The organism is Lentzea pudingi (assembly GCF_014646255.1).
GTDB classification, from domain to species: Bacteria; Actinomycetota; Actinomycetes; order Mycobacteriales; family Pseudonocardiaceae; genus Lentzea; species Lentzea pudingi.
Window position 1 is genome coordinate 111,462 of the sequence record NZ_BMNC01000005.1, and the last position, 26,454, is coordinate 137,915.

General features: G+C 69.4%; 28 protein-coding genes and 2 riboswitches. Of the genes, 16 read left to right on the top strand and 12 right to left on the bottom strand.

Features of this window, described 5'->3' with window-relative positions:
- Positions 1-19: 19 nt before the first annotated feature.
- The 5 genes from IEY88_RS19380 to IEY88_RS19400 all read left to right on the top strand — a co-directional run bounded on the left by IEY88_RS19380 (position 20) and on the right by IEY88_RS19400 (position 6,244).
- On the top strand, positions 20-1,444 hold the full coding sequence (locus tag IEY88_RS19380) for a M48 family metallopeptidase (protein ID WP_189156195.1): 1,425 nt from the start codon (positions 20-22) through the stop codon (positions 1,442-1,444).
- 204 nt (positions 1,445-1,648) lie between these two features.
- Positions 1,649-2,344, top strand: a complete 696-nt coding sequence (locus IEY88_RS19385) for a phosphatidylserine decarboxylase (RefSeq protein WP_189156196.1) — start codon at positions 1,649-1,651, stop codon at positions 2,342-2,344.
- The gene (gene pssA / locus IEY88_RS19390) at positions 2,344-3,312 is read left to right on the top strand and encodes a CDP-diacylglycerol--serine O-phosphatidyltransferase (RefSeq protein WP_189156197.1); all 969 of its coding nucleotides are present in this window, start codon (positions 2,344-2,346) and stop codon (positions 3,310-3,312) included. The genes IEY88_RS19385 and pssA overlap by 1 nt, the downstream gene beginning before the upstream one ends.
- An 80-nt stretch (positions 3,313-3,392) precedes the next feature.
- Complete coding sequence (locus IEY88_RS19395; RefSeq protein WP_189156198.1) at positions 3,393-4,013, top strand: hypothetical protein; 621 nt, start codon at positions 3,393-3,395, stop codon at positions 4,011-4,013.
- A 71-nt stretch (positions 4,014-4,084) separates the two neighbouring features.
- Complete coding sequence (locus IEY88_RS19400; RefSeq protein ID WP_189156199.1) at positions 4,085-6,244, top strand: AAA family ATPase; 2,160 nt, start codon at positions 4,085-4,087, stop codon at positions 6,242-6,244.
- A gap of 363 nt (positions 6,245-6,607) precedes the next feature.
- Here the strand turns inward: IEY88_RS19400 and IEY88_RS19405 are convergent, their stop codons facing one another.
- Together IEY88_RS19405 and IEY88_RS19410 are read right to left on the bottom strand one after the other, a co-directional pair.
- Positions 6,608-7,228 carry a LytR C-terminal domain-containing protein gene (locus IEY88_RS19405; protein WP_189156200.1) on the bottom strand — a complete coding sequence of 207 codons (621 nt, stop codon included), beginning with the start codon at positions 7,226-7,228 and terminating at the stop codon, positions 6,608-6,610.
- On the bottom strand, positions 7,228-7,506 hold the full coding sequence (locus IEY88_RS19410; protein WP_089910320.1) for a DUF3263 domain-containing protein: 279 nt from the start codon (positions 7,504-7,506) through the stop codon (positions 7,228-7,230). The genes IEY88_RS19405 and IEY88_RS19410 overlap by 1 nt, the downstream gene beginning before the upstream one ends.
- A gap of 108 nt (positions 7,507-7,614) precedes the next feature.
- Between IEY88_RS19410 and IEY88_RS19415 the strand changes: the two genes are divergently transcribed.
- A complete protein-coding gene (locus IEY88_RS19415) occupies positions 7,615-8,196 on the top strand; it encodes a peptide deformylase (RefSeq protein ID WP_189156201.1) in 582 nt (193 codons plus the stop codon).
- Here the strand turns inward: IEY88_RS19415 and IEY88_RS19420 are convergent.
- Positions 8,193-9,137: an aldo/keto reductase gene (locus tag IEY88_RS19420; protein WP_229693555.1), complete on the bottom strand. Its 945-nt coding sequence runs from the start codon at positions 9,135-9,137 to the stop codon at positions 8,193-8,195. The two genes, IEY88_RS19415 and IEY88_RS19420, sit on opposite strands and share 4 nt — an antisense overlap.
- A gap of 72 nt (positions 9,138-9,209) precedes the next feature.
- On the opposite strand from IEY88_RS19420, the gene IEY88_RS19425 reads away from it, so the two are divergent.
- The 4 genes from IEY88_RS19425 to thiD all read left to right on the top strand — a co-directional run bounded on the left by IEY88_RS19425 (position 9,210) and on the right by thiD (position 13,103).
- On the top strand, positions 9,210-9,812 hold the full coding sequence (locus IEY88_RS19425; protein ID WP_189156203.1) for a LysE family translocator: 603 nt from the start codon (positions 9,210-9,212) through the stop codon (positions 9,810-9,812).
- Positions 9,813-9,908: 96 nt separating this feature from the next.
- The gene (locus IEY88_RS19430; RefSeq protein ID WP_189156204.1) at positions 9,909-10,274 is read left to right on the top strand and encodes a hypothetical protein; all 366 of its coding nucleotides are present in this window, start codon (positions 9,909-9,911) and stop codon (positions 10,272-10,274) included.
- 247 nt (positions 10,275-10,521) lie between these two features.
- Positions 10,522-10,644: riboswitch (TPP riboswitch) on the top strand.
- Entirely contained in the window at positions 10,636-12,291 is a 1,656-nt protein-coding gene (gene thiC / locus IEY88_RS19435) for a phosphomethylpyrimidine synthase ThiC (RefSeq protein WP_189156205.1), read from the top strand. (Overlaps the previous riboswitch by 9 nt.)
- Complete coding sequence (thiD, locus tag IEY88_RS19440; RefSeq protein WP_189156206.1) at positions 12,288-13,103, top strand: bifunctional hydroxymethylpyrimidine kinase/phosphomethylpyrimidine kinase; 816 nt, start codon at positions 12,288-12,290, stop codon at positions 13,101-13,103. Before thiC ends, thiD begins: the two co-directional genes overlap by 4 nt.
- Before the next feature lie 61 nt (positions 13,104-13,164).
- Here the strand turns inward: thiD and IEY88_RS19445 are convergent, their stop codons facing one another.
- The 4 genes from IEY88_RS19445 to IEY88_RS19460 all read right to left on the bottom strand — a co-directional run bounded on the left by IEY88_RS19445 (position 13,165) and on the right by IEY88_RS19460 (position 15,757).
- On the bottom strand, positions 13,165-13,608 hold the full coding sequence (locus IEY88_RS19445; RefSeq protein WP_229693556.1) for a MarR family winged helix-turn-helix transcriptional regulator: 444 nt from the start codon (positions 13,606-13,608) through the stop codon (positions 13,165-13,167).
- A gap of 76 nt (positions 13,609-13,684) precedes the next feature.
- On the bottom strand, positions 13,685-14,440 hold the full coding sequence (locus IEY88_RS19450) for a thiazole synthase (protein WP_189156207.1): 756 nt from the start codon (positions 14,438-14,440) through the stop codon (positions 13,685-13,687).
- A gap of 1 nt (position 14,441) precedes the next feature.
- Positions 14,442-14,642: a sulfur carrier protein ThiS gene (gene thiS / locus IEY88_RS19455; protein ID WP_189156208.1), complete on the bottom strand. Its 201-nt coding sequence runs from the start codon at positions 14,640-14,642 to the stop codon at positions 14,442-14,444.
- Positions 14,639-15,757 carry an FAD-dependent oxidoreductase gene (locus tag IEY88_RS19460; protein WP_189156209.1) on the bottom strand — a complete coding sequence of 373 codons (1,119 nt, stop codon included), beginning with the start codon at positions 15,755-15,757 and terminating at the stop codon, positions 14,639-14,641. Before IEY88_RS19460 ends, thiS begins: the two co-directional genes overlap by 4 nt.
- A riboswitch (TPP riboswitch) is annotated at positions 15,752-15,863 on the bottom strand. Its footprint overlaps the gene before it by 6 nt.
- 26 nt (positions 15,864-15,889) lie before the next feature.
- Here IEY88_RS19460 and thiE point away from each other — a divergent pair.
- A complete protein-coding gene (gene thiE, locus IEY88_RS19465; RefSeq protein WP_189156210.1) occupies positions 15,890-16,528 on the top strand; it encodes a thiamine phosphate synthase in 639 nt (212 codons plus the stop codon).
- 31 nt (positions 16,529-16,559) lie between these two features.
- On the top strand, positions 16,560-17,321 hold the full coding sequence (locus IEY88_RS19470; protein ID WP_189156211.1) for a dioxygenase family protein: 762 nt from the start codon (positions 16,560-16,562) through the stop codon (positions 17,319-17,321).
- On the opposite strand, the gene IEY88_RS19475 is transcribed toward IEY88_RS19470, so the two are convergent.
- Entirely contained in the window at positions 17,304-17,867 is a 564-nt protein-coding gene (locus tag IEY88_RS19475) for a TetR/AcrR family transcriptional regulator (protein ID WP_229693557.1), read from the bottom strand. The two genes, IEY88_RS19470 and IEY88_RS19475, sit on opposite strands and share 18 nt — an antisense overlap.
- Positions 17,868-17,916: 49 nt before the next feature.
- Here IEY88_RS19475 and IEY88_RS19480 point away from each other — a divergent pair, with 49 nt between their 5' ends.
- Entirely contained in the window at positions 17,917-18,816 is a 900-nt protein-coding gene (locus IEY88_RS19480; protein ID WP_189156213.1) for an NADP-dependent oxidoreductase, read from the top strand.
- Between the two features lie 53 nt (positions 18,817-18,869).
- Here IEY88_RS19480 and IEY88_RS19485 read toward each other — a convergent pair whose 3' ends face one another.
- Both IEY88_RS19485 and IEY88_RS19490 read right to left on the bottom strand, forming a co-directional pair.
- Entirely contained in the window at positions 18,870-20,021 is a 1,152-nt protein-coding gene (locus IEY88_RS19485) for a S1 family peptidase (RefSeq protein ID WP_189156214.1), read from the bottom strand.
- A gap of 360 nt (positions 20,022-20,381) precedes the next feature.
- The gene (locus IEY88_RS19490; protein ID WP_189156215.1) at positions 20,382-20,864 is read right to left on the bottom strand and encodes a hypothetical protein; all 483 of its coding nucleotides are present in this window, start codon (positions 20,862-20,864) and stop codon (positions 20,382-20,384) included.
- 63 nt (positions 20,865-20,927) lie between these two features.
- Between IEY88_RS19490 and IEY88_RS19495 the strand changes: the two genes are divergently transcribed.
- Positions 20,928-21,857 carry a threonine ammonia-lyase gene (locus IEY88_RS19495; RefSeq protein WP_189156216.1) on the top strand — a complete coding sequence of 310 codons (930 nt, stop codon included), beginning with the start codon at positions 20,928-20,930 and terminating at the stop codon, positions 21,855-21,857.
- Positions 21,854-22,762 carry a threonine ammonia-lyase gene (locus IEY88_RS19500; RefSeq protein ID WP_189156217.1) on the top strand — a complete coding sequence of 303 codons (909 nt, stop codon included), beginning with the start codon at positions 21,854-21,856 and terminating at the stop codon, positions 22,760-22,762. The genes IEY88_RS19495 and IEY88_RS19500 overlap by 4 nt, the downstream gene beginning before the upstream one ends.
- Here the strand turns inward: IEY88_RS19500 and IEY88_RS19505 are convergent.
- Both IEY88_RS19505 and IEY88_RS19510 read right to left on the bottom strand, forming a co-directional pair.
- Complete coding sequence (locus IEY88_RS19505) at positions 22,736-24,196, bottom strand: MFS transporter (RefSeq protein ID WP_268241252.1); 1,461 nt, start codon at positions 24,194-24,196, stop codon at positions 22,736-22,738. The two genes, IEY88_RS19500 and IEY88_RS19505, sit on opposite strands and share 27 nt — an antisense overlap.
- Positions 24,193-24,948, bottom strand: coding sequence for a GntR family transcriptional regulator (locus IEY88_RS19510; protein ID WP_030480591.1), 756 nt, complete (start codon positions 24,946-24,948; stop codon positions 24,193-24,195). Before IEY88_RS19510 ends, IEY88_RS19505 begins: the two co-directional genes overlap by 4 nt.
- A gap of 224 nt (positions 24,949-25,172) precedes the next feature.
- On the opposite strand from IEY88_RS19510, the gene IEY88_RS19515 reads away from it, so the two are divergent.
- Positions 25,173-26,447, top strand: a complete 1,275-nt coding sequence (locus tag IEY88_RS19515; protein WP_189156218.1) for an extracellular solute-binding protein — start codon at positions 25,173-25,175, stop codon at positions 26,445-26,447.
- The last annotated feature ends 7 nt before the right edge of the window (positions 26,448-26,454 follow it).

Below are 26,454 nucleotides of genomic sequence, written 5' to 3' on the forward strand. Positions count from 1 at the left end.
ATCTGGGGGAAGCGGGGAGATGAGAGCGGCATTCGCGCTGGCGCTGCTGGCGGGGTTCTTCGTGCTCGCGGTGGGACTCGTCGCGGGACTGGGCGTGCTCGCGGCCGTCCTCTTCGGCCGCGGCGACGACGAAGGGGGCTGGTGGCTCCTGGCGCTGGCGCTGGTCGTGGGTGGCCCGACGCTGTTCGCGGCGGTCACGGCGATCTGGGCACGCCCGCGGGCGGAGGGGATCGAGCTGCCGCGCCCGGCGCACCCGGAGCTCTGGCGGCACGTCGACGAGCTCGCGAGGATCGCGGGCACCCGCAGCCCCGACGAGATCCGGCTCGTCGACAGGGCGAACGCGGGCGTCTGGGAACGCCGCGGCACCCGGTACATGGAGCTGGGCCTGCCGTGGCTGGCCGGGATGACGATCGGCGAACTGCGGTCGGTGCTCGCGCACGAACTCGGTCACTACGGCGGTGGGCACACACGGCTGTCCGCGCTCACTTCGCGCGCTCAGACCGCCCTCGGGATGGCGTCCAGGCAGGACTTCGCCTTCTTCGGCGTCCTCTACGGGTGGTCGAGGCTGTACGCGCTGGTAGCGGCCTCGGAGAGCCGGAAGCACGAGCGGTTCGCCGACGAGGTGTCCGTCGCGGCGGCCGGGCGCGAGGCGTCGATGCGGTCGTTGCTGCGCGGCGGCCCGCTGGGCGTCGCGTGGGAGGACTACAAGCGCTGGTACGTGTCGCTGGCCGTGGCGGCCGGTCGCACGCCGCCGTTGCTGGAGGGCTTCCGCGCCTACCTCGACCACCCGCGGCGCGTGCACCAGTTGCGCGAGATCGAGCCGCTGCTGGCCGCGGAGGAGCCGACGTCGGTGTTCGACAGCCATCCGCCGATCCGGGAGCGGGTCGCGACGATCGCGCGGTTCTCGCAGATCAGCGGCAGCGTGGCCGAGGCCATCGACGAACGCTCCTCGTGGCCGTTGCTCACCGGCCTGCCGCCCGAGCAGGTCGCGGCGCTCGTCGAGGTGCAGGGGCCGCCGATCGCCTGGGAGGAGCTGGCCCCGCTGGCCGGGCCGGCCCTCGTCCGGCGGCACGCCGACCTGCTGCGGCACGCGGGACGGGTGAGCAAGGTCGGCGACACGATCGCGGACGTGCTCAGGGCACTGGAGAGGGCTCAGCTGCACAAGCTCACGGGAGCGCCCGTGGACGCGTCGCTGACCCAGGCGGAGGTGCACGACGCGGCCGTCGAGGCCGTGACGGAACTGCTCGGGTGCATGGTCGCTGACCTGCTCGTGACGGCCGGCCGCGCCACGCTGGAACTCAACTGGGGCGGGCTGTTCGTGCTGCGGATGCCGGACGGAGCTGCGGTCTACCCGGACGACCTGGTCGCACCGGCCGTGCGGGACGCCTGCCGGGTGCCCGAGGTGAGGTCCAGGCTGCAGGCCATCGGCGTGGACGGACTGTGACGGAACGCTCACCGAGCGACGTTGTTAACGCCATGTGACGGGGATTACACTGCCCGCAGGTGCCGGTGGGCCCGCGCATTCGTCGGGGGATGCACGGGCCCACCGGCCACTTGTCTTTCCGGCAGTCCCGGTGGGCGGTTCGGGTCGTTGCCGTAGCGTGAAGCCTCCCGACAAACCACCGAAGCTACGGAACCCACAGACACGATGAGCAGCGAGAAGCCCGTCTCCCACTTCCTCGAACTCGCGCGCGGCATGGTGCCGCCGATGCACCCCGCAGGGCGCCCGTTCGTCGCCGGTGCGGCGATCGCGACCCTCCTCGTCCGGCTGCGCTCCAAGCGCCTGGGCGTCGTCCTCGCGCTGGTCACGGCGTGGGTGGCGTGGTTCTTCCGCGAGCCGAAGCGCGTGACGCCGACCCGTCCGAACCTCGCCGTGGCCCCGGCCGACGGCACCGTCTCGCACGTGGTCGACGCCGTCCCGCCGGCCGAGCTCGGCCTCGGCTCCCAGCCGATGACGCGCGTCAGCGTCTTCCTCTCCGTGTTCGACGTGCACGTGCAGCGCGTGCCCGCCGACGGCGAGGTCGTCCAGGTCTCGTACCACCCCGGCAAGTTCCTCTCGGCCGACCTCGACAAGGCCTCCGAGGAGAACGAGCGCAACACCGTGTGGCTGCGCACCGTCAACGGCCACGACCTCGTCGTCGTGCAGATCGCCGGCCTGGTCGCCCGCCGCATCGTGTGCGAGGTCGCCGAGGGCGAGAAGGTCACCGCCGGTCAGACCTACGGCCTGATCCGCTTCGGCTCGCGCGTGGACCTCTACGTGCCGCGCGGCAGCCGCGTCCTGGTCGAGGCCGGCCAGCGCACCATCGGCGGCGAGACCGTTCTCGCCGAACTCCCGGAAGCCTGATGGCACCCAGCGGGCCCGGCGTTCGCCTCCTGCCGAACGCGATCACGGTCCTCGCCATGTGCTCGGGCCTGTCCGCCGTGCACTTCGCGAACGTCGGCATGTGGGGCGCGGCCATCGCCTCGATCGCGGCGGCAGCCGTCTTCGACGGCCTCGACGGCCGCATCGCCCGCCTGCTGGACGCGACGTCGAAGATGGGCGCGGAGCTGGACTCGCTGGCCGACGCCATCTCGTTCGGCGTCGCGCCCGCCCTCGCGATCTACCTCTGGAAGTTCGAGGGCAACCGCGCCGGCTGGGTCATCGCGCTGATCTTCGCGGTCTGCATGGTGGTCCGCCTGGCCCGCTTCAACACGTTGCTGGAGAAGGAACAACCGCCGTTCGCGAAGGAGTTCTTCGTGGGCGTGCCTGCCCCGGCAGGCGGCCTGTTGCTGCTGCTGCCCCTCATCATCGAGGAGCAGGTGCGCACCGACGGCTGGTGGAACAACTCCTACGTCGTGGGCGTGTGGACCGTCCTGGTCGCGATGCTCCTGGTCTCCCGCATCCCGACGCTGTCCGTGAAGACGGTGAAGGTGCCGCCGCGCTGGGCAGCCCTGCTGCTGGTCGTCGTCGGCCTGCTGGCGGCCGCGATCATCACGTACCCGTTGGTGGCACTGATCATCGCGATGGTCGCGTACCTGGCGCACCTGCCCTACTCGGTGCGGCGGTACCTGTGGCTGTCGAAGCACCCGGAGGCGTGGACCGTCACCGGTGCCGACCGCCGCGCCATCAAGCGGGCGCACGGTGTCGCGGCTCGGCGGCTCGGTCTGCGGCAGCCGTTGCGCGGCCGTGTCGCAGGTGCGGCCATGCGGGCGGTGCGCCGCCCTCGTCGTGACGCGACCACATCTTCTTCGGAGATGCCCGCGTCACGTGCCAACGGCAGCGGGCGGCGATCTTGGCGGCAGATCGGCCTGCGCAGGCACGACAAGCCGTGAGTGCGGCGGACTCACTGCGGGACCTGGCCGAGAAGACAGTGCATCTGCCAGAGCCACCCGGCTCTGGCAGATACCACTACGTGCACACTTCCAGCGCTTACCTGCACACCGTCCGCAAGATCACCCGCACCGGCGAGACCACCTCGCTGACCGGCAGCGTCAAACGACTGGAACGACGGCAGTGGATCGCCGCCGACGACTCCGGCCGGCTGCTGGTCACCGAGGACGGCGAGGCCGTGCAACCGACCGGCGACTACCCGCCGGGACGGCTGCCGGCCGGCTTCATCTCCTCCACCGATCCCGCCGCCGTCACCGCCGAGCTGCGCAGGAGGAACCCGAAGGGTTCCACCGCCGCGGCGATGAGGACGTTCGGCAAGATCTGGCACGCTCAGGTCGTCCCACCGGCGCTGCAGCGCCTGCTCCTGCTCGACCTCGCCACCTGGCCCGACATGTCGGCGGCGACCACGTCGTGGGGAGCCAGGCCAAGCGAGTCGGTCACGCACGTCGAACGAGAACGCCACCTGCGCCACGTCCTGGTCTTCGATCCCCACACCGGCGCGCTGATCGGCGAGGAGACGACCGCCCTCGACGGGGCCAACGTCCCGATCCCCACCCCCGCGATCATCAGCAGCACCGAGTGGCTGCTCTCGGGTTACTCCGCAACGACCGCAGAGCCTCCGCAGCAGCACACGAACACCTGACGAACGTGCCTCCGACCTGGTCGGCCATCACGTCCGCATCCCGGGCGCGGGGAGGAACTAGAGTCGTCGGGGTGATCACGCTGACGGCTCGCCTGTCCCCGTCCGCTCTGGACACCCGGCGAGGCGTAGTCCGCCTCCACCCCGAGGTGCTCGACGCCCTGGGCCTGCGCGCCTGGGACGCCGTGAAGCTGACCGGCGCCCGCGTGAGCGCCGCGCTGGCCGCCTCGGGCGAGCAACCGCCGGGCGTGGTCCTGGTGGATGACGTGACGCTGACCAACCTGGGCGTGGTCGAGGGCTCGGAGATCGTCGTGGCCCCGGTCCAGGTGACCGCCGCCCGCTCCATCACCGTCGCGGGCTCCCGCCTCGCCACCACGGCCCTCACGCCGGAGCACGTGCGCATGGCGTTGACGGGCAAGGTCCTCACGGTCGGCGACAACGTCTCGCTGCTCCCCCAGGACCTCGCGCCGCCGCCCGGCGCCAACGTCTCCGAGACGCGCCGCAAGCTGTCCAACGCCATCGGCATGACGTGGACCAACGAGCTCATCACGATCACCTCGACCGACCCCGCGGGCCCGGTCGCCGTGCAGCCGTCGAGCGTCGTGGGCTGGCGCTCGGCCCAGGCCCCGGCCGCCGAGGTCACGCCCGTCGTGGTGCAGGAGAAGCACGAGGCGCTCCCGGTGGCCGACCTGGTGGGCCAACGCGACCAGGCACGTCGTCTGGCCGAGTGGCTCGAACTGATGTTCCGCCAGCCCGACCTCCTCACGAAACTGGGCGCCTCCGCCCGCCTCGCGGCCATGGTCAGCGGCCCGGAAGGCGTCGGCAAGGCAACGCTGGTCCGCGCGGTGGCGCGTTCCCTGGACGCCTCGATCGTAGAACTGGCCGCCCCCAGCATCGCGGTCCTGGAACCGGGCGCGATGGCCAAACAACTGGGCGACGCCATCGCCACCGTGCCCGAGCAGCCCACGATCCTGCTCATCACCGACATCGACGCCCTGCTCCCGACCACCCCACCCCCGGTGGCGACCGTCGTCCTGGACATCCTCCGCACAGCGATCTCCCGCCCCAACCTCGCACTGGTAGTCACCTCGGCAAGAGCAGAATCCGTAGACGCCCGCCTACGAGCCCCGGACCTGGTGGACCGCGAACTGTCACTCCCCCTCCCAGACACCACAGGCCGCACCGAACTCCTGCGAGTACTGCTCCGAGACGTCCCCTTGGAGTCCGATGTGGACTTCGGCGAGGTAGCAGCCCGCACACCAGGTTTCGTGGCAGCAGACCTCTGCGCACTACGCCGAGAAGCAGCGGTCAGGGCAGCCCTGCGCCAACGCGAGGTAGCAGAACCCCGAGTGGGCCAAGAAGACCTGCTGGCCGCCCTGAACACGGTCCGCCCGATCTCCATGTCAGCCTCGGACACAGTCCAGACAGGCGGCCTCACACTCGAAGACGTGGGCGACATGAAGGAGGTCAAACAGGCCCTCACCGAGGCAGCCCTCTGGCCCCTCCGCTACCCGGACTCCTTCGCCAGGCTAGGAGTAGAACCCCCACGAGGCGTCCTGCTCTACGGCCCACCGGGATGCGGCAAGACCTTCCTGGTCCGAGCCCTGGCAGGCACGGGCCAACTCAACGTCCTGACGGTCAAGGGCGCAGAACTGATGGACAAGTTCGTAGGCGAGTCAGAACGAGCAGTCCGAGAACTCTTCCGCAGAGCAGCAGACGCAGCCCCAGCCCTGATCTTCCTGGACGAGGTGGACGCCCTGGCACCACGCCGAGGCCAGTCCTCAGACTCAGGCGTAGCAGACCGAGTAGTAGCAGCCCTCCTGACAGAACTGGACGGCGTAGAACCCCTACGAGACGTAGTGGTGATCGCAGCAACCAACCGCCCAGAACTGATCGACCCGGCACTACTACGCCCAGGCCGCCTGGAACGCCTCGTCTACGTCCCACCACCAGACGCCGAGGCGCGCACAGAAATCCTCAAGGCGTCCTCCCGCAACACCCCACTGGCCAATGACGTGGACCTGCAAACCCTGGCAGCCGAACTGGACATGTACTCGGCAGCAGACTGCGCAGCCCTAGTACGAGAAGCAGCCCTAACAGCAATGCGCGAATCACTAGAAGCAGCAGAAGTAACACAAACCCACCTGGCAAAGGCACGAACAGTAGTGCGCCCATCCCTGGACCAAGCACAACTGATGTCACTAGCCACATACGCAGCAAACAGAAACACATAACCCAGCGACGCCGAAGGCGAGCCGTCCTTCCACAAGGGAAGGGCGGTGGGGTCCCATCACGAGTCGCGCCATAGCACTTGCTGCATGCAGGTAGGGGTGTCAACTCGACACGCTTTTCGTCGAGTTGACACCCCTACCTGCATGTGGCCCGCTCTTGGTGCGGCTTGTGATGGGACCCCACCGCCGACGCCACCAAACTAAGCAACCGGCAGCCGCTCAAAGCAACAGGCGTGCCATCTACCTACGGGCAGCGCGGGCCCCCTGATCAGATTGCCGGGGGTCTGGGGGCAGCGCCCCAGGGGAAGCACGCAACCGCAACCCCGCCAACGCAACAGCGGGAACCCAACCAAACCGACGCGCCCCTCACTTGCTCTTAGAAGGCCCCTGATAATCATTGGTAACAATCAAAATGATCCCAGGCGCCGAAGACTGGATCCCGTCGAACCGAGGCTCAACCCGAGCCCGCAAAACCGCCGCCAACTCCTTGGCAGAAGCTTCCTCATCAGTCCCAGGCCGAAAATAAACAGTAGTAGTGGGAATAGTCCCAGCGGAGTAGTTCCCAGTCCCCTCCACCGCCCACCCATTGGCCCGAATCTCATCAGAAGCCTTGGACGCCAACCCAGAAATTGTCGAGTTGTTGTAAACCCGAACAGGAGTCTTGGCAACCCCAGGCTGGGTAACAGGCGGAGGCGGCACGACAGCACTAGCCGGCGCGGACGACGGCACGGTAGGCGACCCAGTAGTGGTACCAGGAGCAGCAGACGACGACGGCGGCGACGCAGAAGCCGAAGACTGCTCAGCAGCAGTAGTAGTAGCCACAGGCGGAGCGGTAGACGACCCCTCAGCAGCAGGAGGCGTATCAGACCCCCCACCACCGAACAGCGAAACAACTCCGATCACCAACGCGACAGCGGCGACGCCGAGCAGGGCGAAGCCGGCGGCCTTGGCCGGACGGGACGGGCTTGCGGACTCGGGGGAGGTCATCAGTCCTCGGTGCTCCTGGCGCGGGCGCGAACCCTTTGGCGGCCTGTCCGGACTCCGCGCAGCCGTTTGACGAGCATCGGATCGGCAGCCAGGGCGGCTTCGGATTCAACGAGCGCGTTGAGCAGCTGGTAGTAGCGGGTCGCGGACATGTCGAACAGTTCCCTGATGGCCTGTTCCTTGGATCCCGAGTACTTCCACCACTGACGCTCGAACGCGAGCATCGTGCGTTCGCGGCTGGTCAGCCCGTCAGCGGAGGTGAGCGTCTCGGCGTGATCCATCTGGCTCCCCACGGTCGCCACACCATCTCAGGTGCGGGCAATTCAATCACGTGATCGTTCCAACCTACCGCGCGACACCGACAGTTTTGGACCGCATAAAGTTCAGCCATGGCCGTCCACCGCATCCGCATCGCCGGCGACCCCGTGCTCCACAACCCGACGCGCGAGGTCACCGAGTTCGACACCGAGCTGAAGACCCTCGCCGCCGACATGTTCGAGACGATGGCGGCGGCTCGCGGAGTGGGGCTCGCGGCCAACCAGATCGGTGTCGACCTGCGGCTCTTCGTCTACGACTGCCCGGACGACGAGGGTGTCCAGCACCGGGGCGCGATCGTGAACCCCACGCTCGAGACGTCCGAGGTCCCGGAGACCATGCCGGACCCGGACGACGACTTCGAGGGCTGCCTGAGCGTGCCCGGCGAGGCGTACCCGACCGGACGCGCCCGATGGGCGAAGGTGACGGGCCTGGACCTCGACGGGCAGCCGTTCGAGGTCGAGGGCACCGGTTTCTTCGCCCGCTGCCTGCAGCACGAGACGGACCACCTCAACGGCTACCTCTACACCGACCGCCTGATCGGCCGGTACCGCAAGGAAGCCAAGCGGATGCTGCGCGACAACGAGTGGAACCAGCCGGGCCTCTCCTGGGACCCGACCGATCCCGCGAACTTCGACGAGGACGACGAGGACTAGGACTGGGGCCGGAGCACCGCCTCCACCTGCTTCAACTCCACCTCGCTCAACGGACCGAACTCCAGCGCACGAGCGTTCTCCTCGACCTGGGCCACCGTCCGGACCCCCGGAATCGGGACCAGGCGGGGAGAACGCGCCCAGAACCACGCCAGCGCACCCTGCACCAGCGTCCGGCCACCCGACGTCAGCACGTCCCGGACGGCCTCCCGCGCCTCGAAGTACGCGGGCGACGGCCGCCCGTCGACGAAGAACCGCAGCCACGACGGGTTCGTGACGCGCACGTCGTCCGCCGGCAACACGCCGAACGTCTCCCGCGCCAGCAACCCCATCGCCAGCGGACGACGGCACAGCACCGCGAACTCCTCCGCGTACATCGACGGGTTGTCGAAGAGCAGGTTGATGTCAGCCTGCGCCGCGATCCCGTGCTCGCCCTCGCAGAAGAACCGCGCCCGCTCGACGTCGTCCGTGCTCCACCCGTAGGCGCGGATCTTGCCCGCGGCCACCAGCGCCTCGCACTCGTCGCGCAGCAGCGCCGCCTCCTCCAGCGCCAGGTCTCCGACGTGCAGCTGGTACAGGTCGATCCGATCGGTCCCGAGCCGCCGCAACGACCCCTCGACGGCGCGGCGCAGATAGGCAACCGACCCCTCGTTGCCGGTCATCCGCTTCGAAGCAGCGTCGAACCCGCAACCCCACTTCGTCGCGATCAACACCTGGTCACGCATGCCCGCAAACGCTTGCCCGACCACGGTCTCCGCGTGCCCGCAGCCGTAGACGTCCGCCGTGTCGAACAGCGTCACGCCCAGCTCGACCGCCCGCCGCAGCGCCTTGACCGACTCACCGTCGTCGGCGGGTCCCCAGCCGACCGGCAGCCCGTCCGGGCCGGAGAACGGCCCACCCATGGCCCACGTGCCGAATCCCAACTTCCCCAGTTCCAAGGTCATGGCGACAGCGAACATCCTGGAGCGCGCTCCAGGTCAAGAAACTGGTTGCGAGGACCAGCGACCATTCAAGGCATGCCCATCGAAAACATCGTCGCCTTCGTCGCGGCCTCGTTCCTCATCGCACTGTCGCCCGGACCTGGCACGGCCATGGTCCTGCGACAGTCGGTGCACGGGCGAAAAGCCGCGCTGGCGACGGTGTTCGGCATGGAGGTCGGCGTCGCCTGCTGGGCCGTCGCCGCGGCTCTCGGGCTCAGCGTCCTGCTCACGGCATCCGAGATCGCCTACCACGGGCTGCGCATCGCCGGCGCGGTCTTCCTGATCTACCTGGGCGTCAAGGCCCTGATCAGCAAGAGCCTGCCCGACGCCGAACCACCGCCCGCGAGCCACGCGTTCCGCAGCGGGTTGATCGTGAACCTGGCCAACCCGAAGCTCGGCGTGTTCGCGATCTCGTTCCTACCGCAGTTCGTGCCTGCCGGGGAGGCCGGCCAGGGGGTTCTGCTCTTCCTCGCCGTCGGGTGGGTTCTCATCGACACCGTCTGGTACCTGGTCATCGTGTCGATCCTGCACACGATCAGGGGCTGGCTCGGCAGGCCGCGGGTCCGTCCCGCGCTCGAGAAGCTGTCGGGCGGCGTGCTGCTGGCGCTCGGAATCCGCCTGGTACTCGACCCGCGTTGAGATCGGGTCGCCCCGGCGCCAGAAGAGCTCGGGCAGCCCGGCCAGCTCGGCGAACGTGTGGCAGGCGGCCATCGACGCGTACCCGCCGGCCAGCACGTGCGCACGGATCCTGTCCAGGCGGCCGAACTCGATCACCTCACCGGCGATCAGGAACGGCAGCACCAGCTGCCAGGCCCGCACGACGGCCGGACGACGCCGGTGAGGTGCGCGCAGTGCCGCGCGGGCGACGCGGAGCAGGTGCTCGTTCGCGCTCATCGTGTACGGGTGGGCCGAGTGGTCCCAGCTCCACCGGCGCTCTTCGGTGACCGCGCACCGCACGCATTCGACCGGCCCGGTGCCCAGTTCGGCACCGCAGCGCGAGCACGCCAGCAGCGTCATCGCCCAGTCGACGCACGTCCACGGGTGCTGGCCGACGTCCGCGGAGGTCACCAGTTCGGCCAGTTCCCGGTCGGCGAGCTGTGACGACGTTCTCAGCGCTTCCCAGTCCGCGAGCCAGAACTGGTCGAGCAACTCGGCGCAGAAACCGCAGTCCGGGTAGCCGCGACCTGCGAGTTCTCCGCAGGAAGGGCATGCCGAGACCACGGCGGGACGCTGGCCGCGTCGCGCGCCGGGCGGGAACGGCTGGTGATCAGCCACGAGGAAGAGATTAGGGGCAAACGACGCCCTTGGCAGCAGCGGCGCGCTCTGACTATGGTCGGTTCTCGACAACTCAAGAAAACGCGGGAGCTCGCGCCAGAGCGGGCTGAGAGGGTGACTGGCAGTGGTGCCGGTGTCACCGACCGCCTGAACCTGACCGGGTAATGCCGGCGTAGGGAGGAATGTCGTGACGGCACTTGACGACCGTTCGGTCAAGCCCAGTGTGACCACGGGCCCGATCTCGGGATCCCGCAAGGTGTACCGCGAAGTCGCTCCTGACATCCGGGTGCCCTTCCGCAGGGTGGAACTGACCAACGGCGACCATGTCGATCTGTACGACACTTCCGGTCCGTATACCGACGACAACGCGACGATCGACGTCCACAGTGGACTGCCCGGCCTGAGGTCGGAGTGGATCGCCGCACGGGAACCGATCAACGGAGCTGTCAGCCAGCTCGCGTACGCGAAGGCCGGGATCATCACCCCGGAGATGCGCTACATCGCGGTGCGCGAGAACCTCGACGCGGAGTTCGTGCGCGGCGAGGTGGCCATCGGGCGTGCGGTGATCCCGTTGAACCGCAAGCACCCCGAGGCCGAGCCGATGATCATCGGCAAGAAGTTCCTCGTGAAGATCAACGCCAACATCGGCAACTCCGCGGTGTCGTCGTCGATCGAGGACGAGGTCGACAAGATGGTGTGGGCGTCCCGCTGGGGTGCCGACACGATCATGGACCTGTCCACCGGCAAGCGGATCCACGAGACGCGCGAGTGGATCCTGCGCAACTCGCCCGTGCCGATCGGCACCGTGCCGATCTACCAGGCGCTCGAGAAGGTCAACGGCGACCCGGCCGCGTTGTCTTGGGAGGTCTACCGCGACACCGTGATCGAGCAGGCCGAGCAGGGCGTCGACTACATGACCGTGCACGCGGGCGTGCTGCTGCGGTACGTGCCGCTGACGGCCGGGCGCGTCACCGGCATCGTCTCGCGCGGCGGGGCGATCATGGCCGCCTGGTGCCTCGCGCACCACAAGGAGAGCTTCCTCTACACGCACTTCGAGGAGCTCTGCGACATCCTGCGCGCCTACGACATCACGTTCTCGCTGGGCGACGGGCTGCGGCCGGGTTCCATCGCGGACGCCAACGACGCGGCGCAGTTCGCCGAGCTCAAGACCCTGGGCGAGCTCACGCACATCGCGCGGGCCAAGGACGTCCAGGTCATGATCGAGGGCCCCGGCCACGTGCCGATGCACAAGATCGCCGAGAACGTCCGGCTCGAGGAGGAGTGGTGCGGCGAGGCGCCGTTCTACACCCTCGGGCCGCTGGCCACGGACATCGCGCCGGCGTACGACCACATCACGTCCGCGATCGGCGCGGCGCAGATCGGCTGGCTGGGCACCGCGATGCTCTGCTACGTCACGCCGAAGGAGCACCTCGGCCTGCCGAACCGGGACGACGTGAAGACCGGCGTGATCACGTACAAGATCGCGGCGCACAGCGCTGACCTGGCCAAGGGCCACCCCGGCGTCCAGGACTGGGACGACGCGTTGTCCAAGGCGCGCTTCGAGTTCCGCTGGGAGGACCAGTTCAACCTGTCGCTCGACCCGGACACCGCGCGCTCGTTCCACGACGAGACGCTCCCCGCGGAACCGGCGAAGACGGCGCACTTCTGCTCGATGTGCGGGCCGAAGTTCTGCTCCATGAAGATCACGCAGGACGTGCGGCGCTACGCCGAGGAACGCGGGCTGTCCACAGTGGAGGCGATCGAGGCGGGCATGGCGGAGAAGTCCGGCGAGTTCGCCGACACGGGCAACAAGGTCTACCTCCCGGTCGTGGAGACTTCGTGACCGAGGCACCTCCGAGGGTCCTCACCATCGCCGGAAGCGATTCCGGCGGTGGTGCGGGCATCCAGGCCGACCTCCGCACGCTCTTCGCGTGCGGGGTGCACGGCTGCGTGGCGCTCACGGCCGTGACGGTCCAGAACTCGTTGGGCGTCACGGGGGTCTCCGAGATCCCGGCGGACGTCGTCGCGGCGCAGATCGTCTCGGTGGCCGAGGACATCGGCGTGCAGGCCGCGAAGACCGGCATGCTCGCGTCGGCGCGGATCATCGAGGCAGTCACCCCGGCCCTGGACCGCGTCGGCATCGGCTCCGGCAAGACCCCGTTCGTCGTCGACCCGGTCTCGGCGTCCATGCACGGCAACCAACTCCTGGCCGACAACGCGCTGGACGCGTTGCGCGGCCTGCTGTTCCCGCGCGCGACCCTGGTGACGCCGAACCTCGACGAGGTGCGGCTGATCACCGGGATCACCGTGAAGGACCGCGAGGACCAGCGCGTGGCGGCGGAAGCGTTGCACGCCATGGGCCCGGAGTGGGTGCTGGTGAAGGGCGGCCACATGTGGGACGACCCGGAGTGCCTCGACCTGCTCTACGACGGCCGTGAGTTCATCGAACTCCCAGGCCCGCGCTACGACACCGAGAACACGCACGGCAGCGGCGACACTCTCGCGTCGTCGATCAGTTCGGCCCTCGCCCGGGGTGCCTCGGTGCCGGAAGCCGTGCGGTTCGGCAAGGACTTCATCGTGAGGTCGGTGGCCGCCGCCTACCCGCTGGGAGCAGGCTCCGGGCCCGTCTCGCCGTTCTGGCGGCTCGACGGCTGACACCTCGGGGTGGCGATCGGAGACGTTCTCCGGTCGCCACCGCCGGCAAGAGCCGTTGGCTCTACTTCGGCTCTTCGCCGACGAGGGTCTCCAGCGCGTCCAGCGCACCGACCAGCGCCGAGATGTGTTCCGGCGTCAGCTGTTCGATCCGCCGCTGCAGCTCGCGCACCCGTGCGGACCGCACGCCGGACACCATCGTCTCGCCCTCGGGCGTGGGGGTGGCGAGCCAGGCGCGGCCGTCCTGCGGGTCGGGTTCGCGCTTCACGTACCCGGCCTCGACCAGGGCGGCGACGATGCGCGACAGCGTCGGGGGTGCCACGCCCTCCTTGTTCGCCAGGTCTCCCAGGCGCATGGGGCCGCAGCGCGCGAGGGTGGCCAGCGCGGAGACCGCGCCGGGGCCGAGTCCGGGGGAACCGGTGCGGCGCAGCAACCGGGCGAGCCGGCCGATCGCCAGGTACAGGCGCGCGGTCGCGTCCTCGACCTCGGCGTCAATGGGGGCCGTCACGGCTTGTCGTCCTCCTCGGCGGGAATTCAGGTAGTGGTCGATCATCCCCCAACACGTGAGTACCCAAGGTAGCGACTCAGAGGCCCGGCGAAGACGCTTGGGCCCAAAAGCGCTGCGGAATTCGTCCGGCCAGGCGCGCCAGCCGTCCGCCCTCGACCGCACAACGCATGGCGGCGCCCATCCGTTCCGGGTCCTGGGCCCGTGTGACCGCGGTCGCCAGGAGCACCGCTGAGCAGCCGAGTTCCATCGCCAGCGCGGCATCGGACGCCGTGCCGATGCCCGCGTCGAGAACTACCGGAACAGAGGCACGAGAAGTGATCAGCTCGATGTTGTGCGGGTTCCGGATGCCGAGTCCCGTGCCGATGGGAGAGCCCAGCGGCATGACCGTCGCACAGCCGATGTCCTGCAGCTTCAAGGCCAGCACCGGATCGTCGCTGGTGTAGGGCAGGACGACGAAACCGTCGTTCACGAGCCGCTCGGCCGCGTCGAGCAGCTCGACCGGGTCCGGCAGCAGGGTCTCCTCGTCGTGCACGACCTCGAGCTTGACCCACTTCGTCTCCAGCGCCTCGCGCGCCAGCTGGGCGGTCAGCACCGCCTCGGCGGACGTGCGGCAGCCCGCGGTGTTCGGCAGCACCTCGATCCCCAGGCGCCGCAACAGCTCCAGCACACCGGTCTGGCCGGCCGCGTCGACGCGGCGCATCGCCACGGTCGTCAGCTCGGTGCCGGACGCGACCAGGGCCCGTTCCAGCACCGAGAGGTTGGCGGCACCGCCGGTGCCGGTGATGAGCCTGGACCGGAACTCCCGGCCCGCGATGATCAGCGGATCGTCCACGTCAGCCTCCCTGGACCGCGGTCAGCACCTCGACCACGCCGCCGTCCGGCACGATCGTCCTGTCCCACAACGCCCTCGGCACCACGGCGCCGTCCAATGCCACGGCGACTCCGGACGAGGGTGCTCCCACCAGCGTCACGACCGCGGCCACCGACGTGCCCTCGGCCAAGTCGCGGGAGGTCCCGTTCACCTGTGCCTTCACGAACTTCCTCCCTCGGCGTCACGACCGGCGGCCTTCGCCCCGTTTTCGGCGCTCAGACGGGTGCATTGCGGTGCCGGCCCCACGTCCTCGTCCTGGTTGGCTGCGGGCGTGGGGCCGGTGCCGCGAGGCGCCCTGCTGAGCGCCGAAGACGCGGTGGAGGTCGCCGGTCGTGACGCCAGCAGCTCGACCACGAGACGAGCGGTGTGCGGGGCCAGCAGCAGGCCGTTGCGGTGGTGGCCCGTCGCCGCGATCACGCCCGGTTCGAGCCACCGCACGACCGGCACGTTGTCGGGACTGCCCGCGCGGAACCCCACGGCGGCCTCGGTCAGCGCGTACTCGGCGATGCCCGGCAGCACGGTTTCCGCGTCCCGCAACAGGTCCCGCACGCCCGCGACGGACACGTCGGTGTCGAACCCGGCCTCGTACTGGGTCGCGCCGACGACCAGTCCGTCGTCGCGCGGCACCAGGTACACCGGGCGACCGGAGACCAGCGCGCGGATCGTGTGCCGCGGGGGCGGCAGCGCGCCGGGCCGGTGGGTGAGCCGCAGGATCTCGCCCTTGACCGGCCGGATCACTCCGCGCAGCGCCGGGTGCAGCTGCCCGCTCCACGCCCCGGCCGCGATCACGGTGACCCGTCCGTCCACATCGGACGACACCCCGGCGTCCCGGCAAGCCTTCCGCAGTGCGGAAAGCAGCACCCTGTTGTCGACGGCCAGGTCGCCCGACGCGTTCACGCCTCCGCGCACCGCCGGACCCAGCGAGGGTTCGAGGGCGCGGATCTCCCGTGACGTCAGCAACTCCCCGGCGTGCCGCAGGTCGGCGAGGTCACCGGGCTGCGTCCCGACCGCCAGCGTCCCCGCCTCGAACAGCGGCACACCGATCGACGAGGCGAACGCGGGCCACATCGCCAGGGCCTCGACCCCCTGCGCCACCACGGCTTCCTCACCGGGCCAGGCCTCCGTCAACGGGGCGAGCATCCCGCCCGCGACCCGCGACCCGGCGTGCGGCGACCCGTGGTCGGACACGGAGACCGAGAACCCGGCCCGTGCCGCGGCGAGAGCCACGGACAGCCCGATGACACCGCCACCCCGGACGGCCACTTCCACACTGCTCAAGGCATTCACGCTCCCTGCGCCGGCATGACCCGGATCAGGTTCGACGGTCGGAGCGAACCACGCTCCCTCTCAGCCCGGTGTTCTCCGGGCTCCCGTGCGGACCGACATCAACATAACGGTTAACGTGCGTACGTGCCAGGACTCGACGGAAACCTGATCAGGCAACGACTCGCCGACGCGACCCTCTACCTCTGCACGCCGAACAGGCCTGATCTGGCCGAGTTCGCGGACGCGGCGCTCGCGGGCGGCGTCGACGTCATCCAGTTGCGGGACAAGTCACTGGAGGCGAAGCAGGAGATCGAGGCGATCGAACTGCTCGCCGAGGCCACCGAACGCCACGGCAAGCTGCTCGCCGTCAACGACCGCGCGGACATCGCCCACGCCGTCGGAGCCGACGTGCTGCACCTCGGCCAGGACGACCTGCCCGTCCCGCTCGCCCGCCGGATCATCGGTGACGACGTGGTGATCGGCCGGTCCACCCACGACGTCGGCCAGATGACCGCGGCGGCGCGGGAGCCCGGCGTGGACTACTTCTGCACCGGCCCGTGCTGGCCGACCCCGACCAAGCCGGGCCGCCCGGCACCGGGACTCGACCTCGTCCGGGCCACGAGGACGGACCGCGTGTGGTTCGCGATCGGCGGCATCGACCTCACCAACCTCCACGAGGTCAAGGAAGCCGGAGCCACCCGAGTGGTCGTCGTGCGGGCCATCACCGAGGCCGAGGACCCCCGCAAGGCCGCCGAGTCGTTCAAACTCGAACTTACTAGTTGAAATTTGAACTAACAGGCGTACTCTCGGGGACGTGAGCGCACCTGTGCTGTACCTGAGCCACGGGGCTCCCCCGCTGGCTGACGACGAGACGTGGACCAGAGAGCTCAAGGACTGGTCCGCCACCCTCCCGCGCCCGGAGGCCGTGCTCATGGTCTCCGCGCACTGGGAGGAGGCGCCGACCACCATCGGCGCGACCACCACCGTGCCGCTGGTCCACGACTTCTGGGGCTTCCCGCAGCGCTACTACGAGGTGGAGTACGAGGCTCCGGGCGCACCAGAGCTCGCGAACGACGTCCGCAAACTGCTCGGCGGCCACGTCGAGCAGGACGAGCAGCGCGGGCTCGACCACGGCGCGTACGTGCCGCTCAAGGAGATGTTCCCGGACGCCGACGTGCCGGTGCTGCAGATGTCGATGCCCACGCTCGACCCGCGCGAGCTGCACGAGATCGGCCGCAGGCTCGCGCCGTTGCGGGACCAGAACGTCCTGATCGTCGGCAGCGGGTTCATGACGCACAACCTGAGCTGCGTGAACTTCCCCGCCGGACCGGACTACGAGCCGCCGTCGTGGTCGAAGGAGTTCGACGACTGGGCGCACCAGCAGCTCGCGAACGGTGACGTCGACGCGTTGCTCGACTTCCAGGCGAAGGCGCCGGCCGCCGGGATCGCACATCCGAGGACCGAGCACTTCGCCCCGCTGTTCGTCGCGCTGGGCGCGGCCAGCGACGAGAAGGCCGCCAGCACCGTCGACGGCTTCTGGTACGGGCTGTCGAAGCGGTCAGTGCAGTTCAGCTGAGCCTTCCAGGAACAGGGTGGCGAGCCGCCGCGCGACGGCGGGCGTCCCGTTGCGGACGCCCGAGCTCGCCATCAGCAGCAGCACCACGTCGTCAACCGAGAAGTCGGCCCGCAGCCGTCCGGCCGCCTTCGCCCGGCGGATGAGTTCGGCGAGCGCGCGGAACGACGTCTCGCGCACCGCCGCGAAGTCGATCGCCTTCGGGTAGGCGCTCGTGAACGCCGCCGCGAACCCGCGGTCGAGCACGTGCAGCCGGCAGACCTCCTCCACGGTCCGGCGGAACCCCTCCCACGGGTCCGGGTGCGCGAGCCCCTCCTCCACCACGGCGGTGCAGGCCTCCATCTGCTCCGAGAAGGCCTCCACCACCAACGCCTCCTTGGTCGGGAAGCGGCGGTAGAGGGTGGCCGGACCGACGCCGGCGCGGCGGGCGATCTCGCGCATCGGCACGTCCAGGCCCTCCGCCGCGAACACCTCGCGCGCGACCGCCATGATCCGGTCGCGGTTGTCCCGGGCGTCCGAGCGCAGGTTGTGAGTCAGATTCGCCGTCACCGTCTCAGTTTCGGCTAAGTGGACGCCCTGTTCCACTAATTTCGCCGCCATGCGAGCTCTTCAGTTCTCCGAATACGGCCCCGCCGACCTGCTGCACGTGGCCGAGGTCGCCGAACCGCACGCGGGTCCCGGCCAGATCCGCATCGCCGTCCGCGCCTCCGGGGTCACGCCGGGCGACGCCTACCTGCGCTCCGGGATGTTCGGCGACCGGCTGCCGCTGCCGCACGTGCCCGGCATGGACGCGGCCGGTGTCGTCGACGAAGTGGGCGAGGGGGTCACGAACGTCCGTGAGGGCGACGAGGTGTTCGGCATGGTCGACCTGGCCCGGCTCGGTGGCGCCAACGCCGAGCACGCGGTGCTGGCGGCGTGGGCGCCCAGGCCGGCGGCGCTGAGCTGGGAGCAGGCGGGCGGCGCGGCAGGCAACGTGGAGACCGCCACCAGGACGCTGGACCTGCTCGGGGTGGGTGACGGCACGACGGTGCTCATCGCGGGTGCGGCAGGCGGTGTCGGCACGGTGGCGATCCAGCTGGCCGTCGCGCGGGGCGCGAAGGTGATCGGCACCGCCGGACCGGCGACCCAGGACTTCGTCGGGGAACTGGGTGCGATCCCGGTCGTCTACGGCGAGGGCCTGGCCGATCGGGTCGGCGCTGTCGACGCGGTCCTGCACTGCGCGGGCACGGTGGCCGACCTGGTCGCGATCGCGGGCTCACCGGACCGCGTGGTGACGATCGCGGACATGTCCGGCGAACACGGAATCCGGTTGTCCCACACGGCAGGAGGTCCCGGCGCCGACCCGCAGGCGCTGCACGGTCTCGCGATCGCCGCCGACCTCGCCGAGCGGGGCTCGTTCACCGTGCCGCTCGCCGGGGTCTTCCCGCTCTCCGAAGCCGCCGCCGCGCACAGGCTGATCGAGACCGGCCACGCCCACGGCAAGATCGTGCTGGTCTGAGAACGCGAAAGCGCCGCGACACCAGGAGGTGCCGCGGCGCTCTCAGCTCAGGACTAGCCCCGCGTGAGGGTCAGGCCGTAGCGCGACAGGATCGGGTTGAGCGGCTGGAAGTACGTGGTGCCGCCGGACGAGCAGTTGCCCGAACCGCCGGACGTCACGCCCTGGGCCTGGCCGAAGCCGGAACCCGCCACCCACGAACCACCCGAGTCGCCACCCTCGGCACAGGCGTTGGTGCGGGTGAGACCCCGGACCGAGCCCTGCGGGTAGTTCACGGTCTGGTTCTTCGCCTGGACGGTGCCGCAGCGCCATCCGGTCGTCGAACCCGAGCGGCAGATCTGGGCGCCGACAGCGGCCTCGGTGTTGCCGCGGACGATCACGTTCGCGCCGCCGTAGCGGTTGACCCACGGCCGCGGCGTCCAGTTCGCGTTCGTGCGCACCCAGGCGTAGTCGTTGCCGGGGAACACCGAGCCGGCGAACGTGCCCTGCGCGACCCGGTTGAACCCGGAGACCGCGGTGCCGGTGCGGCCGCAGTGACCTGCGGTGACGTAACCACCGGTCACGGAGAAGCCGAGCGAGCAACGGCCGCCGCCCATGTAGATGGCGTCACCGCCGCGCAGGTCGTACAGCGGGGTCGGGCTCTCGGTCACCTCGGCGACCTTGACCGCGCCGCTGATGGACTTGGCCGTCGCGATCCACTGGTCCGCGGCGGCGTCGCGCACGTTCTTGTTGACCTCGACGACGACGCTGTTCGACTGCTCGTCGACGCGCCAGCTCGTGATCGCCGCGGGGGCGGTCATGAGGTCGAGGACCGACTTGGTCCCGCTCAGCTGGGTCAGCGAGTTCGAGACGACCTTGGTGTCCGCGCCGGTCACGGAGAGTCCCGGCTTGGTCACCGCCACGGTCAGTCTGCCGCTCGCCTGGTCGATCCAGGCTCCGCCGAACGCGTCGCCCAGGGAGGACTTCGCGGACTCCGCGACTTGGCCTGACTGGGCGTCATTGGCCAACCGGACGCGTGCCTGGTCTGCGTTCAGGCCCAAATCACGCTGGACCGCTTGGAGCAATTCGGCCGGGTAGCTCTCCGTATCGGAACCGGATGAGGCGACCGGTGCGGCAGGGGCGCCAAACGCCGGTACGCTGAGAGCAGTGACGACTCCGGTGGCGAGCAACACGGCACCGGTTACACGGGCCGCACTCGTGCGGTTCATCAGACGTCTCCCTCACTTTCGGGTGCAGGGGAACCCGAGAGATCGGTTGCAGGGACCTCTCTCGGGGGCTCTAGGGGGACGGGTGGTGGGGCGGCGGCAGGGGTCGCCCCACCCCTCCCATCCCTTGTTGCCTCTGGAAACCAGTGCCGGCGCCGGGCTCAAGCGGCCGTGCCACGAGCCTCATCGCGCCTCCTCACGGTCTCTTTCGGCCAGAATCTTTACGCCCGTTCGAGTGAAGTTGCGGGCCTCTTGGCTATGACGCCCCGCCTCGAACGTGAACGAAGTGTGTCACAGCTCACGACAGATCAACTGCGGCGCGTAGCAATTGACAGTTAACTATCGCTCAACGTAGTGACGTGATCACCGAATGGGGTCAGGCGTGGACGACGGCGTCGAGCTGTCCGTCGGCTGTCGGGATTCTGTCGTCGACGAGGGCGCGGTCGTGGTCGTGCTGTCCGACGACTGAGGGGTCGAGCTCGGGGGAACCGTGACGGTCTCCGTCTCGGTCTTCGTCGTCTCGGTGTGCGTCTCGGTCCGGGTGCTCGTGGACGGTGCGCCCGGATCGGCCGTGACGGGTCTGCCGGTCACGAGCTGGACGCTCGTCATAGTGAGGACGGTCACCACGAACACGAGCACTCCGCCGACAGCGATTACCTGCCAACGCTTCTCGCGTTCCATCGACCGTTGGTAGAACACGGCGCCGAGAGTGGTCACGACGCTCGCGAGAACGGCACCCACGATGGTGCCGACGAGGTTGAGGCGAAGGCTCAGCACGGCCGCGGTGGCGGCGGCGAGCACACTCGCGATGAGCTTGACGGGGGTGATCTTCTCCTTCTCAGACATGACACACGTAGGACGTTGGGCACAGTTCACCGGTTGTGCGCCGGTGACGTGCATCATCGACACATGCGCCTGGTGACTCTCGAAGACGTCCAAGCGGCCGCCGCCGCGATCGCCCCGCATGTCGTCCGCACCCCGTTGCTGTCGTTCGACTCACGACTGTGGATCAAGCCCGAGTCACTGCAGCCGATCGGCGCGTTCAAGCAGCGCGGCGCGGTGAACGCGTTGTCCCGCATACCTTCCGAGGACCGGCCGCGCGGTGTCGTGGCGTACTCGAGCGGTAACCACGCGCAAGCGGTCGCCTACGCGGCCAAGATCCTCGGCATGCCGGCCGCGATCGTCGTGCCGGAGAACACGCCGCAGCTCAAGATCGACGCGACGCGGGCGCACGGCGCGGAGGTGTTCGTCGTCGGCATCACCGAACGCGAGTCACGCGCCTACGAACTGGTCGAGGAGCGGAAGGCGACGCTCATCCCGCCGTTCGACCACGAGGACGTGATCGCGGGGCAGGGCACCATCGGCCTCGAAATCTGCGCAGACCTCCCCGACGTGGCGACCGTCCTGGTGCCGGTGAGCGGCGGCGGACTGATCTCCGGGGTTGCGGCGGCCGTGAAGTCGTTGCGCCCCAACGTTCGCGTGATCGGTGTCGAGCCCGAGCTGGCCGGCGACACGGCCGCGTCGTTCGCCGCCGGTGAGCGCGTCCACTGGGACGCGCACGATCGCGCCCGGACCGTCGCCGACGGACTGCGCGCCGAACCGTCCGAACTGACGTGGGCGCACATCCAGGAGTACGTGGACGACGTCGTGACCGTCTCCGAGGACGAGATCCGGGACGCGGTGAAGCAGATCGCCCGCCGCACGCGGGTCGTGTCGGAGACGAGTGGAGCCGTCGCCGTCGCCGCCCACCTGAACCGTGAACTGCCGGCCGGTCCGGCCGTCGCGATCGTCTCCGGGGGCAACATCGAGCCGGCCCAGTTCGCGTCGATCCTCGGATGATCGCGCTCCCAGAGATCCGTTCGGCCGCGAAGGTGATCGCGCCGCACGTGGTGCGCACGCCGTTGCACCCGTTCGGTGCTGGATGGATCAAGCCGGAGAACCTGCAGCCGATCGGCGCGTTCAAACTCCGGGGTGCGCTCAACGCGTTGGCACGCCTGGAGAACCGCGCCAACGGCGTAGTCGCCTACTCCAGCGGCAACCACGCGCAGGCCGTGGCGTTCGCCGCGCGCCTGCACGGTGTGCCCGCCGCGATCGTGATGCCGGACAACACCCCGGCGGTCAAGATCGAGGCCACGAAGGCGTTGGGGGCGGAGGTCTTCATCGTCGGCATCACCGAACGCGTCGAGCGTGCGGAAGCCCTGGTCGCCGAGCGCGGCGCCGCGCTGATCCCGCCGTTCGACCACCCGGACGTGATCGCCGGTCAGGGCACCATCGGCCTCGAGATCCTCGAAGACCTGCCGGACGTCGAGGCCGTCGTGGTGCCGATGTCCGGCGGCGGGCTGATCTCCGGCGTCGCCACGGCGATCAAGTCGCTGCGCCCGGACGTCCGCGTGCTCGGCGCGGAACCCGAACTGGCCGCCGACATCGCGGAATCGCTCAAAACGGGCGAACTGGTGCGCTGGGACCCCCTGAAACGGGCTCAGACGGCCGCTGACGCGTTGCGGGACGAGCCCTCGGCGCTCACCTGGGCCCACATCGAAGCGCACGTGGACGACGTGATCACGGTGTCGGAGGACGAGATCCTCACCGCCGTCGTCGATCTTGCCCGCCGGGCGCGGCTGGTCGCCGAACCGAGCGGGGCCGTCGCGGTGGCCGCGCAGCAGAAGGTCGGCGGTGCGGGTGTCGCCATCGTGTCCGGCGGCAACGTCGACCCCGGCCTACTGGCGCGCCTTCTCGCCACCTGAGCGGATGTGCGTGGGCGGCCCCTCCACCCCGCAGTGCAGGCACTCCCCGGGGTGCGGGGCGTCCTGCTGCTCCGGCGCCGCCGAGAGCACGCCGTTGTCCACACCGAACGCCAGCACCCCGCCGACGATCGCCGCGACCGCGCACAGCACGAGCGCCATCTGCCACCCGGCGGTCATCACGGCGGGGTTCGCGTAGTCCTCGCCCACCAGCCCGACCGCCGCGGGCAGCACGGCCATCGCGAGCAGGCTGCCGGTGCGGGCCACGGCGTTGTTCACGCCGGACGCGACACCCGCGTGGTGATCGGGGGCGGCGGCGAGCACCGTGGCCGTCACCGGGGCGACCACGATCGCGAGGCCGATGCCGAACACGAGCACTCCCGGCAGCACGCCGAAGACGTACGAGGCGCCGGGAACGGTGTTGCGCAGCAACAACATTCCGACGCCGACGAGGATCGGCCCCACGATCAGCTGGAGCCGCGGCCCGTAGCGCTGGGCGATCTTCCCCGACGTCGAGGACGCCAGCAGCATGATGATCGTGATCGGCACGCTGGCCAGGCCCGACGCCGTCGGCGAGTAGCCGAGCGAGATCTGGAGCTGCAGCACGAGCAGCACCATCACGCCGCCGAGCGCCGCGTAGACGAGGAACGTCAGAACGTTGGAAAGCAGGAACGTTCGATTGTTGAACAATTCAACGGGCACGAGCGGGTCGCTGGACCTCTTCTGCAGCACGCCGAAAGCGATCATCGCGAGCAGTCCGAGGATTGTCACAACGTAGGATTGTTCAACAATCCCACCAGTCAACAAAGCCAGGCCCAAGGCCCCGACCAGCGCGGACAGGTAGTTCGGGTGACCGGACGACTCGTCGCGCGACTCCGGCACGAACCGCAGCGCGAGAAATACGCACAACGCCGCCACCGGCAGGTTCACCAGGAACGCGAGCCGCCACGACCAGGCCTGCACGAGCAGCCCACCGACCAGAGGCCCGATCGCGGTGGCCACACCGGACAGACCCGACCACGCGCCGATCGCGCGGGATCGGTCCTCCCGGTTGAACGACGACTGCAGGATCGCGAGCGCTCCCGGCGTCAGCAACGCCGCGCCCACGCCCTGCAGCATCCGTGCCGCCACCAGCACCGGGACGTTCCACGCGGCACCGCACAGCAGCGACGCGAGGCCGAACCAGATCACGCCGACGACGTAGACCCGGCGCCGCCCGAACCTGTCGCCGAGCGAGCCGGCGACCAGGATCAGCGAGGCCAGCGCGAGCAGGTACCCGTTGAGGATCCACTGCAGGTCGGTGACCGACGCGCTGAACTCCGCGCCGATCCGGGGCAGCGCCACGTTGACGATCGTCCCGTCGAGCATGGCCATGCCCGACCCGAGGATCGTCGTGGTGAGCACCAGGCGCGCACGCGGCGTGCCCCAGGCGATCAAGACGGCCGGTTCAGCGTGGCGACGAACTTGTAGCGGTCGCCGCGGTAGACCGAACGCACCCACTCGATCGGATTGCCCTCGGTGTCGAACGAGTGCCGCGACAGCAGCAGCATCGGCAGGCCGATGTCGGCCCCGAGCAGCTCCGCCTCCTCCGGCGAGGCGAGCGCTGTCTCGATCGTCTCCTCGGCGTGTCCCATCTCGACACCGAACCGCTCGGACAGCACCTGGTAGAGCGAGGCACCGGGCGCGAGGTACCGGCGCAGCCCGCGGAAGCGGCCCAGCGCGAGGTGCGTCGTCTCGATGGCCATCGGCTCGTTGTCGGCCAGGCGCAGCCGGTGCAGGCGCAGCACTTTCGCACCGGGACGCACGCCCAGGTACCGGGCGAGCTCCGCCTCCGCCGGCATCTCCGAAGCCTCGATCAGCTTCGACGACGGCACACGCCCCTGGGCCCGCATGTCCTCTGTGTACGAAGACAGCTGCAACCTCTGGGCGACCTTCGGTTCCGCCGCGAAGGTGCCCTTGCCCTGCACTCGGAGCAGCCGGCCTTCGACCGTCAGCTCGGCGAGCGCCTGGCGGACGGTCGTCCTGGAGACGTCGAACTCCGCGGCCAGCGACCGTTCCGTGGGGATCGGCGAACCGGGCGGCAGCGCCCTCAACAGGTCGAGCAGGTGCCGCTTGAGACCCCAGTACTTGGGTTCGCGTTGTGCACGCGTCCTGGCGTCCACGCCTGATGCAGGCGTCGTCTCCAGCATGGCCTCCTCCTCGCACTCCACGTCACGCACCACAAGGATGCCTTGTCCGTGTCGATTCGTGCGTCCGAACCCCCGACATCGGCCCCGAAATTCGTCCGATGACTTCGCAACGTCTTGGCAACGCGCTTGACAGACGCGGTGACGCAGCACACGCTGTTCCGCATTGGTCTACACCACTTGGACGTTCCGGCCGGTGTGCCGGGCTTGGTGAAAGGGCGCGAACTGTGAAGGGCTGGAGAGGACTCGCTGCTGGTGCCGCCGCACTGGCAGTGGCCGTGTCAGGCTGTGGCACGAGCACGAACAGCGGTAGCGGCACGGAGACCAAAGAGATCACCGTGTGGCTCATGGACGGCTCCGCGCCGACGACCCTGACCGACGCCTTGAACAAGGAGTTCGAGTCGGCGAACGGGATCAAGGTCAAGTACGAGGTCCAGAAGTGGACCGGCATCCAGGAGAAGCTGACGACCGCGCTGGCGAGCAGCACGCCGCCGGACATCATCGAACTCGGCAACACCCAGACGGCGAGCTTCGCCGACCAGGGCACCCTCGCGGACGTCACCGCGGACTCGGGTCAGTTCAACGGCGGTGAGTGGCTGGGTGGCCTCAAGGACTCGCTGACGCTGAACGGCAAGCAGTACGGCGTTCCGTTCTACGCCGCGAACCGCACCGTCATCTACCGCACGGACCTGCTGCAGGCCGCGGGCGTCTCGGCGCCTCCGACCTCGCGTGCCGAGTGGATCGACGCGATCAACAAGCTCAAGGCCGCCAACGCGTCCAACCCGGACTTCCAGGCCCTGTACCTGCCTGGCCAGTCCTGGTACTTCCTGCTGTCCCTGATCTGGGACGAGGGCGGCGACATCGCCAAGCAGGACGGCGGCAAGTGGACCGGCTCGCTCGACACCCCGCAGGCCAAGGCCGGCTTCGAGGCCTACAAGGCCCTCTACGACGCGTCGGCCACCAAGAAGGCGCCGGCTGACATCGACGAGGCGAAGCCCCAGCAGATGGAGGTCTTCGGCACGGGCAACGTGGGCATGATGGTCGGTCTCCCGTGGGAGCTCGCCGGTGCCGTGAAGGCCAAGCCGGAGCTCAAGGACAAGACCTCGGCGTTCCCGATCCCGTCCAAGAAGGCCGGCTCGGCCTCCCCGGTGTTCCTGGGTGGCTCGAACCTCGCCATCCCGGCGTCGTCCAAGAACACCGACGCCGCGAAGAAGTACCTGGCGCTGCTGTCGTCCAAGAAGTACCAGGACATGCTCGCCGAGGGCGGCGCGGTTCCCGGCACGTCGAAGGACACCGCCAAGCTGGCCACCAACGCGGTCGGCAAGGCCATGGCGGCCTCCTCCCCCAACGGCAAGGTCACCCCGGTGACGCCGAAGTGGGCGGCCGTCGAGGCGGGCCAGAACCCGCTCAAGGACGCGCTCACCGCGTACCTGACCGGCGCGAAGACGCTGGACCAGGCGACGAAGGACGCGAGCGACGCCATCACCAAGGCCATGGCCTAGCCAAGCT